The 13,267-nt window shown below is 37.8% G+C and carries 14 protein-coding genes; 1 reads left to right on the forward strand and 13 read right to left on the reverse strand.

Features of this window, described 5'->3' with window-relative positions; genetic code table 11:
• A partial coding sequence (locus A3K86_RS10685; RefSeq protein WP_157599462.1) for a transposase occupies window positions 1-219 on the forward strand: 219 nt, incomplete at its 5' end.
• A gap of 33 nt (window positions 220-252) precedes the next feature.
• On the opposite strand, the gene A3K86_RS10690 is transcribed toward A3K86_RS10685, so the two are convergent.
• From A3K86_RS10690 to A3K86_RS10755, 13 genes are all read right to left on the reverse strand, one after another.
• Entirely contained in the window at window positions 253-1,428 is a 1,176-nt protein-coding gene (locus tag A3K86_RS10690; RefSeq protein WP_068330895.1) for an FRG domain-containing protein, read from the reverse strand.
• A 132-nt stretch (window positions 1,429-1,560) separates the two neighbouring features.
• Entirely contained in the window at window positions 1,561-2,637 is a 1,077-nt protein-coding gene (locus tag A3K86_RS10695) for a hypothetical protein (RefSeq protein ID WP_084406569.1), read from the reverse strand.
• 139 nt (window positions 2,638-2,776) lie between these two features.
• Window positions 2,777-3,769, reverse strand: a complete 993-nt coding sequence (locus A3K86_RS10700) for a 5'-nucleotidase (protein ID WP_232321963.1) — start codon at window positions 3,767-3,769, stop codon at window positions 2,777-2,779.
• 270 nt (window positions 3,770-4,039) lie between these two features.
• Window positions 4,040-4,762, reverse strand: coding sequence for a competence protein CoiA family protein (locus A3K86_RS10705; protein ID WP_068330897.1), 723 nt, complete (start codon window positions 4,760-4,762; stop codon window positions 4,040-4,042).
• Between the two features lie 836 nt (window positions 4,763-5,598).
• A complete protein-coding gene (locus A3K86_RS10710) occupies window positions 5,599-6,261 on the reverse strand; it encodes a hypothetical protein (RefSeq protein ID WP_068330898.1) in 663 nt (220 codons plus the stop codon).
• 141 nt (window positions 6,262-6,402) lie between these two features.
• Complete coding sequence (locus tag A3K86_RS10715; protein WP_068330899.1) at window positions 6,403-6,789, reverse strand: energy transducer TonB; 387 nt, start codon at window positions 6,787-6,789, stop codon at window positions 6,403-6,405.
• Between the two features lie 68 nt (window positions 6,790-6,857).
• A complete protein-coding gene (locus tag A3K86_RS10720; protein ID WP_198160420.1) occupies window positions 6,858-7,250 on the reverse strand; it encodes a barstar family protein in 393 nt (130 codons plus the stop codon).
• A 57-nt stretch (window positions 7,251-7,307) separates the two neighbouring features.
• Window positions 7,308-8,132, reverse strand: coding sequence for a topoisomerase DNA-binding C4 zinc finger domain-containing protein (locus tag A3K86_RS10725; RefSeq protein WP_068330900.1), 825 nt, complete (start codon window positions 8,130-8,132; stop codon window positions 7,308-7,310).
• An 853-nt stretch (window positions 8,133-8,985) separates the two neighbouring features.
• On the reverse strand, window positions 8,986-9,786 hold the full coding sequence (locus A3K86_RS10735; protein WP_068330902.1) for a hypothetical protein: 801 nt from the start codon (window positions 9,784-9,786) through the stop codon (window positions 8,986-8,988).
• Between the two features lie 123 nt (window positions 9,787-9,909).
• Window positions 9,910-10,542, reverse strand: a complete 633-nt coding sequence (locus A3K86_RS10740) for a DUF6988 family protein (RefSeq protein ID WP_068330903.1) — start codon at window positions 10,540-10,542, stop codon at window positions 9,910-9,912.
• A gap of 274 nt (window positions 10,543-10,816) precedes the next feature.
• Window positions 10,817-11,440, reverse strand: coding sequence for a DUF6338 family protein (locus tag A3K86_RS10745; RefSeq protein WP_068330904.1), 624 nt, complete (start codon window positions 11,438-11,440; stop codon window positions 10,817-10,819).
• A 142-nt stretch (window positions 11,441-11,582) separates the two neighbouring features.
• Window positions 11,583-12,233, reverse strand: coding sequence for an SMI1/KNR4 family protein (locus tag A3K86_RS10750; RefSeq protein WP_068330905.1), 651 nt, complete (start codon window positions 12,231-12,233; stop codon window positions 11,583-11,585).
• Between the two features lie 132 nt (window positions 12,234-12,365).
• On the reverse strand, window positions 12,366-13,160 hold the full coding sequence (locus A3K86_RS10755; RefSeq protein WP_068330906.1) for a YwqG family protein: 795 nt from the start codon (window positions 13,158-13,160) through the stop codon (window positions 12,366-12,368).
• Between the last annotated feature and the right edge of the window lie 107 nt (window positions 13,161-13,267).

A 13,267-nucleotide genomic window follows, 5' to 3' on the forward strand; every position in this document is an offset into this window, starting at 1 on the left:
ATTCAAGGTGGTCGTGCTCAAGTGCGTACTGTGTTGTACATGGCTATGATGTCCGCTATGCAATGTAACCCTGTTTTTAAAGCGACATATAAACGTTTATTGGGCGCAGGAAAGCCTAAGAAAGTCGCTATCATTGCTTGTGTTAGGAAGATGGTTATAACTCTAAATTCGATGTTGAGAGATGGAACTATGTGGGATGAAAACAGCGCCAAAATTTAGTTATTGACGCCATACTCGTTTGTTATACGCGTACTAACTAATAAACTCAGTAACCCTAAGTTCTACTTTTTTACTGCTTTTTAATGCTTTTAAGAACACATCCTCTTTTTCTGTTGGAAAAAGGTCTGCTTGTGACAACCTCGCTTCGGTTTCGGATAAGTTGAAATCCAATACAATAATTCCCTCAAGAAAATCAGCAGCTAAGTTAACCGCATATGCTCCAGAACGACAAACTACACAGTCTTGCTTGATTGGTCTCAATGGTTCGAAATTTTTTATAGCAAAGCAATCTCGATCATGGCGCTCCATTTCTTTACGATCTTCCCTAATGAGATAGAGCACAGCCTTTCCATTATTCGTACCAATGAAATCATACTTAGAGCCACTTTCTAAGTTGGTATATTTGTGAGTAGCAAAGAACAGCGCCACATCAAGTGAACTAGATAAATCTAAAACTGGCGAATACAAGCCATAATGCTGAAGCATTGTAGAGAGAGTTGTAGCAAGTGCCCAGTCTAAATTCATAGACAGATCTAATCGGAATTTACCAAACTCTCGTAAAACTGGATCACTACAATCTTCCATATCAGACATCGTGAACAAGTATTCTCCTTGTTCAGCTAAAATCTTTTGTCGGGCTTCCATTTCATTCAAATCAAACTGGTTATCTAAAATGCGTGACCATTCGAATAACTCTAGGTTTTCAAACTCACGGAAATAGTAAGGGGTATGATCCAACATTTTTCGCCACAGAGAAGGAACTAAAGAAACCTCCCCAAATTCAGGAACATAATAATTCGGGTTGATAACTGAACGTTTTAGAGAATAATTTTCATTTTGCCCGCGAAATAGAATTTCACCTCTTACTGACTCTTTTGCATCACGAACTATGGCTTCAAGGTCTTCCATTGATTTTGCATTTTTAACCCACACTTGGCTGCAGGCTTCTCTATCAAGAATTTCTTTCGTTTGCTCAAGCGGAAAACGATTCTTAAAATTGAAGGAACTGAGAGCACCACCATAATATCGATCGATTACAATATTTGCCTCTGGAATATAAATAAAACCAGATTTTACTAATTCTTTAGCTTGTTCAAGCTCATACCCAGCATGAATAAACGATTCAATGACCTTTTCAATATCTGGCTCCATTAAACCTGCGGGGGTATCCCAACCAAATTTTGAATCATAGTACTGCCAATAAGACATACTTACCTCTAAATTGAAATTATTACTCTAAGCGTATAACGCCTGCAATAAGGTGTGCTCCACCGGACCAACAAAGCGCACCGAACTCCTTACCAAAACCGCCAAGTAAAATGCATCACCTTGATTGCATTGTTAAGTGCCAAACTCTTGCGCATAAATTACCACCGTATCAGAAGAATCAATCACAGATGCCTCTTGATATAAATCTTCAAGCTCATCTCGGGATAATTCTCTTGAGCCAATCTTTCCACGATTAAATAGTTCTTCGAATAACTCACCAGACAAAGAAGCCGATTTAATATCTTCATATTTCAATAAAGTGCCTCCCCGTTTTCCTTCTGTAGCACAGGCGTCAATTTGACAGATTGGGAGATGTTCACCAGTTGAAATAAACTTCTGATCAACAGTTTGTAATTTATCTGTAGGTCTCAAGAAACCCGTACAGCAAGGGAAACGATACGTATTTTCATGACTATTGTTCTGACAGATTCCTTTATCACAAAGAAATTTACGCATTTTATCTAACTGACCTAACATTCTTTGATCGGAAAGGTATAACTGACGATCCTCCCAAATCTTATATTGAACGGCAACAATGCTTATTCCTTCTGTATGTTCATTATGACGTTCATAGATTATGTCAGCACCTGTAATATGTTCCGGTCTATCTGGATGTAATACCCTGATACGTAGGGTTTTTCCATCAGGCAGTTGAAAATCTTTATGTGCATGTCCCCTAGACAGTTCGGGCAAATCTCGATCTACGTTATATGCATCCCGGAATATTAGTTGGTTTTCACTATGAGGTTTAGGTTCTAGCTCTTTTTTTGCTTTTTCCAACTGACCTAATTTACGTTTTAATTGATCAGTTCTCTTTCTATCATCTTTATTCTCTCTCGCTATATCCAAGTATGAATTATATTCATCAATATCTTCTAAAACTAAACTTAGGGCAGTAACCTCACTTTCAGTTTTAATAGATTTAAGAGCTGCTTTTTGGCGATACTCTTTTGTTGTATCGCTTTCACGCTCTCTTTTTAATAAACTGTTCTCCGGTCCCAATAGCTCAGGATAAAGTTCTCCGGCAAGATCTAACGTATTATCATAGGTAGACTTCGTCATGCTTCCTTTAGAAGCAATTTTAACCATTCCTCTAACGGCATTTAATGTAACCCATTCTTGATTAATTCTATTATTTTGACCTTCCATTAATACCTCATAGTTGAATTATTTAACAGGCACTTAACGCTTGGCATAAGGTGCGCCTACGCATTACTTTCAAAACCAATTACACTTCAAACCAAAACCGCCGAGTGTTAAGCGTCACCTTGATGCCTTTGTTAAGTGGCTATTGGTTAGTCACACCAAATGGAATATGAACAGCAGGCAAGAGGTCACTAGCGGGCTCTAAGTGTAACTTCTGGTCATCAAAAAACATGTGAGGATTAATCACCTCTAGAACTTTCCGTTTCTCTACGCCACCAAGGAAGTACGCCTCATGAACATTTATGTCCCACTCTCTCATCGTATTTATCACGCGCTCATGTGACGGTGCATTCCTTGCGGTTACAATTGATATTCTTAGCTTAGGTGAATAGGAAGAGTCTTCAGATAACTTAGCTTCCTCTAACTTCTGAATTTCAGATATTTTCACTAAAAAATCTTTCAATGGTCCAGGTGAATGCGGAACATCAACCATTTTCTTTTCATGTTCATGAAAATCTTTCAAATTTTCCGTCTCTTGAAAGATTCGTTCAGCTGTATCGTCAGCAATAACACCATCAAAATCGAATGCAATCCGTAGCTCTTGATCAGTAAGATCATCTGAATGCTTTGAGTCGAGCACCATTCCTGCTGGATAACCTGCAATTGTTGCCTCTTTAACATCTAACTCATTTGCAGATAAAAATAAGTTGATATCAAGTGCAGGTATTAACTTATGAGGTGAGCGACCTTGTAAGAAGACTGCACGGGTCATTGACAACTTATGATGCTCAATAGATTTCATTACGCGTAAGCCTGTATCTGGGTCATTACGAGATAAAAGAACAACTTCTACAGGCGGATCTGAAGGGTTTAATTCATTCAGAGACAACAAACGGCGAATAAACGGAAAAGCAACACCTGCTTTTAATGCTATATTCTGGTTTTCTCGCTGATATTCACGGTACCTTGTTTGCCCTTGCTCTCTGAATATTTGATCCGATTCTTCTAGATCAAATAAAGCACTCGAGGCAAGTCCAATTACTAACCTTTTCCCTAAATCATACGGCATAACTTTACTCTCCTTGCCACTTAACGCCTGCAATAAGGTGTGCCCCACTGAACCAACAAAACGCACTAAACTCCGAACCGAAACCGCCGAGTGTAACGCATCACCTTGATTGCCTTGTTATGTTACTGTTATTGAATGTATTTTCTGAATTGCCGGTACAAATGAGTTTTGCATTTTGGACATTGACTACTACCCGGTTCCATTCCCTGCCAAATTGAATCGCACATAATGCAACTAAACTCAGCAATTCGTCTTGCAGGTTCAACATATACGCTTTTGGTTGGATGTGAAATTCTTTTAGTTTGGTTGATATCTTTCTGTATATTGTTAATGCTTTTACGTTTTAACTCTGAAGATTGTATTTTTTTTACGGTTGACTTCTTTAGCATGATTCTCAGACTGCTCATATCGAGGATGAAATAACCATTCTTTAGATGGTAGATCATTAGCCAAAAAATCCTTTAATAACTTTTTATACGATGATTTTGAGTGATTATTTTCACTATACAGAGTTATAAGTGATTCAAGTGATAATTTGAGAACACCATATTTGGGATGCTTAAAACAACTTAACTCCGATGGAACATGCCTATTTGGGTGAGTTAAATAGATAACAAACTTAAACGCTCCAACATTACCAACAACATCAACGCTTATTCCATTAAAACTAGCTTCTATTTTTACATCAGATAGCTGTATGGACTGCTTGTCTGAAACTATAAACTCCTCAGCGAAACAGAAACCTGATGATGAATAATCTGACACTATCCCTTTGTATTGAGGTAATTGAATTGTCATTTCTTCTTGAAAAATTTGGCGAGCCATCAACCTTACTGAGACATAAAATGAAAAATCGCAATCTTTTTTCGTTTTTGAATATACAGAACGGCTGGCATGAGCAAAGTGCCACTGATTAACATCACCATGACGAGCGATTAATGGTGTTTTACACGATGGACAAATACAATTACAACCCATTCCTCTTTGAACATCAGCAACATCAACTAGCTCACCATCGCTTTCCCGAAGACCAAATGGTATATGTTGAAAATTAATCACTCCTCCTCCTTAAGGAACATAACGACCTGCCATAAAACGCCAGCAACGCATTACGACAATATTTAATTAACCACCGTAACCACTAAAACCAATTCATACCTGGAATGCCAAGCGTTGAGGGTCGTTTTAATGGCTTTGTTACCCGCTCACGTAAAAGTGCCAAAGCAGCTTGCCTGTCATGATGCGATAAAGCCCGCTCTTCTAAAAATACTGAGTGGCAAACCTAGAACTTAACGCTGACAAAGAAAACTATAACCACCGAAACTACTGCGTGCTTGCCAACAAAATAGCGGCTATCGACTATATTAAGGCTGGAATTTTTAACTAAGCAAAACATTGACCACAACCCAAATTAAGCCGCGGGCAACACCAACAAAACAATTTGGTTCGGCAACCACCAAGATGTAACCACAAGTATGCCAACGCACCGACTTCTTTGCTAAACGCGGATAGCAAAGAATGATTAACAACTTCTGCCACAGAAAACCACGAACGGGAGCGACTCGCGTTTGTAGCCCTACCCGATAAAGTCTTTTGCCGCGAGTGACAACATTTAGGGCGACAAGTGCAGACTTGCATTAGTGATAGCCACAGACGTTGTTGAACTTGGCATGCGATTAACTCAACACCGCGACTTGCGATGAGCAACTCTTAATGCAGACAAATGTTTCTGAAATTGACCAACAAACAACAACAGCGGAGCCGACCGCCCCAACCTTCTAAATTCGCGAGGTAACGCCTGCAATAAGGTGCGCCACGATGAACTTACCAAGCGCACAGGACTTCATACCAAAACTGCCGAGTGTAAAGCGTCACCCTTGATTGCCTTGTTATGCCTAAATTTCGTTCAATTCAGCCCGCATTTGCTGCATTAATTTTTGAGCTGTAGTTTGAGTTTGTGCCCCTAACATTTTTAGCTCATCTTGATATCTTTGTGATAGTTCATTGTTTTGAGTAAGTACTATTTCTGTAAACTTGCCCATGAATTCATTAGCTTTATCCATAGACGCTTTAGTCAGATGCTCAAGTTTAGTGAAAGTCTCAATCATTTCATCTGTTGCTGCTAATTTGAGTTTATTAGACTCACTCTGAAGCTTTAGTACATCTACAAGCCCCTCTTGCATGAACGATGATATTTGAGAACTAAACCAAGTGATAATCTCTCGCTCTTTTTCTTTATCCCCAACCTGACTAGCTGCTAGATACTCATTAAGACATTTATCAAAAATGGGTTGCATTCGTGCAGGCATATCAACTTGATGCTTTTTACCAAACTCATCAAGGTTTTCTACATAAGCTTCATATTGAGTAGCTTTTAGTTCAAACACCTTCTTTCTTCTATCGGCATCAAGAGTTAGTTCATGTTTTAGCTTTGCCAATGCTTTGTCATGGCTCTGTTTATTAAAGTACATAAACAAGCCCCAAAAAACATTCACAACACCAAACACCCAAGCAAAGTACTCAGGGTTATATTGGATGATGTTAAATATTGCTTCCATACTTCCTCTTTAGGCATAACGACTTGCCATAAAACGCCAGCAACGCAATACGGAAAGATTTAATTGACCACCGTAAACACTGAAACTAATTCATACTTATAATGCCGAGCGTTGAGGGTCGTTTTGATGGCCTTGTTATGTTCATAGCTTAAATTCCAACCTTACTTGCAAGTTTCTCTGCACTTTAGGTTCTCCATCTACTATTAACCTAGCAAACTTCCATTGTTGAAAAGCAACTATTGCAGCTTCATCAAAAATAGAATTTGGTACGGACTCTTTAACTGTAATGTTTTTCACTCCCCCATAAATATCAACATCAAAACCAAGAACAACGAACCCTTCAATCTTATTACTTATTGCATCATTAGGGTACCTTGGGTTTACTCGGTGATATGGCGGTGGATATTTTGTTTCATCATGAATTGTTCTCGGCATGACATTGTTAGATACACTATTCGAAGGTACTTCATCATGATTTATTGATTGACAAGAAACAAGAAAAAAACAAGTAAATAAAAACTTCCTCATAACTATCCTATAATGCTTACTCTATTTTAATAACCTTCCCAAACTTTACATCACTTGATATTACCTTATTAAATACCAACTATCTTTAGCCGAGTCTCTGAGTCTGTTTCTATAAAGCGTTGATTGACTGCCACTGTACATTCAAAAAAACACTGAAATATTTCAGGAGTATTTTTGATAGCATTACTCATACCAAGGACAATCATATCAAGGTTTTCATTTGACTTAACAACTATGGTTGACATGCCAGTTTCAGGATCATCAATGCTGGACATACAATCAATCCATGCATCCATATTTTCACCATAAGAATCGGGAAAACCCATTATTTCACTGAAAACAGAATGAAATGATTTCCAACTTTCTATTTCATTGAAATCAATAATTATCTGCATAGGATCTACTAACTCTACTTTGCAACATAACGCCTGCAATAAGGTGTGCCCCACTGAACCAGCCAAGCGCACCTAACCTCATACCAAAACCGCCGAGTGTAAGGCATCACCTTGATTGCCTTGTTAGGTAATATTTCGTGTAAAAGAGCACCGGGGATAATTTGTACAACCAAAAAAATCAGAACCAGCACTCCGCCCTCTTTGGGCCGTTCTTTTTACCATTTTTGAGCCACATAGTGGACATTTCTTGTTATCTAAATCATTTATTCCAAATATAGAATGATACTCTTTAATAATTTCATCTAAAGTAAAGGTCTCTGTATCTTCGCCATAACCTTTTTTGAATATTACGTAAATCTTTCGGAAGTTATCTCTATTTCCGTGATAGTAATTGTTTGTCATATATTCAAGAAGCCATTTAACCCACTTATCCTTTTCTGTATGGATAAGCATAATTACACCACATTGAAAATTGTATTTATTAGTGTATATAAAAATATGAAAAATATCTTTAAGAGCTTCATTCCTTGATGAGGACGGATTCACCTTTGCTTCAATAATTATTTTTTGGTTTTCTGAACTTTTATCATCGTGACAAGAATGAACTAGAAAATCTGGAATCTTCTCCCAGTAATCATGCATATCTATCTCTTTACCTATGCGATTATTTAGCTCTTCCCACGTCCTTCTGATATTTAGATCAGGGTTATCGTACCACATAAACTTTTTTGGTACTTCAAAATCAAACTTGAAGTCTTTATAACTACTACTACTTCTATTTAATATACTAAATTCAGTAGAAAAAGCTTGCATAAACCTTCTTTCAAGATTTCTTGTTTTTTCATTATCAATTAACTTACCATTATCGAATGATATATCAGGAATCGAATAATAATCCCGGTCAACACATTCTAATGCATTTAAAACATCATTTATTAACTTTGTCATTTAATTCTCTTTTACCTAACGACCTGCCATAAAGCGCCAGCAACGCATTACGAAAATATTTAATTAACCACCGTAAACACCAGAGCCAATTCATACATGGAATGCCAAGCGTTGATGGTCGTTTTGATGGCTTTGTTATGCGAAAAGTCTTACAGCGATAACTCAGTATTGAGATAAGAACGACTCAGTGATAATTTTTCAAAGGCGTCGCACTCTGGTTCATGCTCGACAACTAACCACTCTAACGAAGAGTTTTTATTTAGCTCTTTGACAATACTTACAATATCAACAGAACCTTGACCTAATGCGACAGACTCTGAACCTAAAAAGTCTCTTAAATGAGNACTAATTCCATCATCAGAACATCTAAACTCAAAATCATGGTTATGATAATGAACGTTGATATCTTCCAGTTTCAACAATTTTGCCTTCTCATTTAGAAATTTACATGTATTTCGGAAGTTATGTAAACTTTGGTCATGCCAGCCTAAAGGACCGGATATACATACATTTTGACAATCATTGGACTGCAAATGACCGATAATCGCAGGCAAGTCGCGCAAGTTATCAGGACCAGTATGCAACGATGAATACTGTAAATCATATTCTTTCGTATAAGGATAGACATCCATAATAAATGGCATTTCAATAGCCTGATAACCTATCTCAGCCAGGTGTCTAAAAATATAGTCTGGGTTATTTAAAATATGCTCTTTATTAAAAGCATAAAGCTGAACACCTAGGTACACTACGCTCTCCTTCGCATAACGCCGCATTAAGGTGTGAGCGACGTTTGGCTATACTTGAGCGAAGCGAAACTGCCAAGCGTAGCGAATCACTCTTAAATGCTTTGTTATACAACGTTTACGTGTTTGTCTATGATATCTCTAACTTCTTCAAGGCGATAATGACTCTTTTGCGAAAAATAGGCAGAGATGTCATTAGCAAGAGGCTGAGTCAGCTCAAGAAGTTTTGCCTTTTTCATATCTTTTTCAATGCGCTGATGTACACCCTCTATTGACTTAGCTTCTGTAAGCCTCGACAGGAATAACTCGTAAGCGTAATCAGTTATAGGATTGCCATTAGGTGTGTAACCATGAATCTCTTTTTCATCATCGTCTTCAAGGAAGTCGTATTCAGCGCGTAATTCAGCCATCCTATCTGTATTTTCAATTGATGCTTCAACATTTTGAACGTCTCGCTCAATTTCTTTTGCAATCGCCCAGATTGAGAACATTATTGCCTTTTTAAACTGTTTTTCTTTTTGAAGAAAAACTCGCATCTGATTAGCTATTTCTGCTTGAGAGAATACATCGACGTACTCTACGTTTAGTTCGTTGAGAGCTTTCCAACCCTCATCGTTTTTTCCAGCTAACTGAAGGTACATAGGCAAGCGAAGACGCTCTTTAACCATAAGTTCATTCGCGTCAGATGCCTCATAAGCCTCTCGTAACTTTTCACATGCTGCATCGTACTCTTTAGATTTTTTGAGTTGAGTAGCTTCTTTAAGTAACTTTCGAGCATTGCTGACAGAGCTTGATGAAGAAGAAGACATTACTACAGATGTTTTTATTTGTACCGATGGAGTCTCTGCACGTCCACACTTGTCTTCTTTAGAAGATGGCCGAAATAAATTAAATAATTTTGAGAACAACTCAGAATCTCCTTTAGTTGTATAACGCCTGCAATAAGGTGTGCCCCACTGAACTAACAGAGCACACCGAACTCAGAACCAAAACCGCCGAGTGTAAAGCATCACCTTAATTGCTTTGTTATATTACGTACCCGATGGAAACTCTACTTGATCTATAAACTCAAGAAGTTCACGGTGCTTGCCTTGAGTGAAAAGCAATAACATACCTAATGTCGAAAACATGCCTTTCACTGTGTATAGAACATCTGTAATTTGCTCTGTTGAATAAGACATTTTTTCATGTTCATAGTAAGCTTTCAAAAACTCTCCTTTTCCATGACTAAAAAGTGAAAATTTTTCATAGCTTGCGAGGTACTTTTTAGTAAACTGAGAAAAAACACCATTAAAGCTGTCCCCTTTAGGGTTTTTAACGTCTTCAAGCTCTTTAGTCATCTGAAAAAAGTTAGGGAATTTATTGTCATTCTCAATGTAATCAATGACATTATCGCTTCTATCTTTAGCGACAAATGCCAAATAATAGCTCTTAACATATATTTCAAGCATAGTCCTTACCAAAACTATCGCAGACGAGTGATACCCGCCAGAATATATCAAGTGATTAATGCTTTCATAGTGAGTTGCAAATATTCTAAAGTAAGCCCAATTTATTTTTTTATATTCATCAGATAGGTCCATTTCCTGATCACCCAACAAATCATGGAACACACCATATTCATGCTCCATTGTTTTGACTATTTTCTCAATTTCTTTACTCACAAGTTCCTCTCTTAATCAGAATAAGTAATATAACGCCTGGCATAAGGTGCGCCACGACTAACTTACCAAGCGCACCGAACTCCATACGAAAACCGCCGAGTGTAAGGCGTCACCTTGATGCCTTTGTTAAATGCGAGCCAGCTAGGATCCTGATTTTTTTGAACTAACATTTTGGCCTGCCGGTGGCTTAGGACGATTGTCTTTTGGCGGAGGGTTTGTATTACCCTTCTTGATAACACCCTCATTAACCTGAACCTTATTTTTATCACTCATATTATTTCCTCATTTCAATGATTATTTTTGCCCTATCTAAAGAAAGATACTGTGAACTAACCTCATAGAGCTCTTCACCTGTATCATTCTTATAGACAACAACATCTCCAAGCAGAATTTCAGCTTCTTTGGAATTATCAGAGAATGCTTGCACCCAACCGTCGTACATTAAATTGTTTTCAATATCCCTGACAGTGATCCAGTTAACATCAGGGGAATTCATGAAATACCCCCACACATCAAGCTCACCAAATTTCTTAGTTACACGCAAAAATCTCAGGAGCCTAAAGTGTAGCTTATGTGTATGGACATATGTGATAAGTGCACCTAGTAAAGTAGCGACTATGCATACGTTGAAAATTTCCTTAAAGGACACAACTTTCGATTGGTCAAAGAGTGAAGCAAGGAAAATAACATGTGTCTCTTCGATAGCAACTAAGCCACCTAACTTACTGATTAAAAGCCAATAAAACCCATATGATAATAAGCCGTAAACATAAGAATTTATAATAAATTCGAATTTCGCTCTTTCCTTATGGTTCGTAAATGTATCAACAATAAAAGAACAAATAATACCTGGTAGAAAGAGAATTAGTAGTTTCAATGCAAAATCACTTATATTCACAGAATATTTAACCTCTCTAATTTCATTATCAAAACCCTATAGCATTTAACGCCTGCAATAAGGTGCGCCACGATGAACTCACTAAGCGCACTGGACTCCATACCAAAACCGCCGAGTGTAATGCGTCACCTTGATTGCTTTGTTATGCCTTTACTCCCAATGTTTCTCTGAATTTCACTGCAATATCACAGTCAGGGTTTATATACCCCTTCCCATCTTCAATGAACGGTAACCACTGCCAATCTTCTCCGCCCACACAACCCAACCGGCTTGATATGAAAAGAAACTCTTTGAAATCTTTAGCTAGTTCTATTCCATGCCCTTCGCCATCATCATGGCTCAAGTAAACAACTGGTTCGCGACCTGGCTGCGCCAAATCAATAGCTAAATAATCACCATTACCGACCTCATGAAAAGCTAGCTTGTTATGCCAAACCAAATCATATGGATCATCCATGTTTGGAAACACTTCATCTTTCCAGCCGTTCTTATCATCGTTAAACTGAACTATCCCATCCAATGACCAATGCCTATCACCTGAGGATATTAGTGAAAGATCACCATCAAGCTCATATCCATCAGGAAAGAACCAACGAAACTCTACTCTCTTTGAAAAGGTAAGTAATACCTCCTTTAAAGATAGGGGCAACTCGAAACCAAGCTTTCCTTCAAGAATTGTTATTTCTTTCTTCGTTGCTGGCTCATCTATAAAAAGTGATTGAACTTCACCACCAAGTTTGTCGATTACAGCAGCAAAACGTTTCCAGTTTTCAACTATATCGCTATATCTCATGATTCTCCTTTGAGGCATAACGCCTGCAATAAGGTGCCCCACACCAAACTAACAAAGCACACCGAACACCATACCAAAACCGCCGAGTGTAACGGGTCACCTTGATTGCTTTGTTATGCCAACACGCAATTACTAACAACAATCCCAATAAAAATATGCACGCTCAAGATGACCTGATTTTAAGTCGTCTGGATTAATGAATATATGCCCAACACCGCTATCACCAAACATGATGAAATCATCAACATCAATCTGAAGTAGTTGTACATCATTCATCTGTTTTTGGTCATAATCTCGCGGATCACCTTGAGTGAAATCAGCATACCCTCCGATTTTATGCCCTGAGCATGAGAAATAATTGTTGAATTCTTGCTTTTCACTTTCGGTCAAGCCTTCCTCAAAATCCCAGTAATCTTTGGAACCAAACGTGAACGAAAATTGAGAATCTTCATTACAACCAGTATCTATAGCTTTCTTGAAGCTCAAATCATGAATTTTATAAATTGGGAGTTCTTCATATAATTTGCAATCAATGAAAGTGAAATCCGTAATCGACCGTTTTTGTAGATCTTCACTGCTGTGATATATGATTTTTTCCGACCCCATATCCCACCAGTCATCAACTGGAAAGTAAAGCTGTAGTAGCCCACTAGTCGGAAAACCCTCTAATTCAGGTACTTCCGCAAAATTTATTTGAGCAATTAAAGCCATTGGCTTTCCTTTTTCATCTTTAGGGTATTGAGAATCAGATGGGAAAAAAGGAAAACCAAGAAACTTACTTTTTGTTAGTTCTAAAGTGTCATTGGATAGATCACAACCCAATGGCTTTGCTTTTATCGAAACGTAATCACGTTGTAAGTTTTCTAAGTCTTTTTCAAATTCTTTTAACACAGAAGGAACATTAACTTTCTGTTTATCTATATTCATTACTATTGTCCTTAATGGAAAAGGCATAACGCCTGCCATAAGTTGCCCGCCCCAAAACTAAACAGACCACCGTAAACACACAAGCCTATTCGTACCAAAAATGTACC

Source organism: Photobacterium jeanii, assembly GCF_001650345.1.
Classification (GTDB): Bacteria; Pseudomonadota; Gammaproteobacteria; order Enterobacterales; family Vibrionaceae; genus Photobacterium; species Photobacterium jeanii.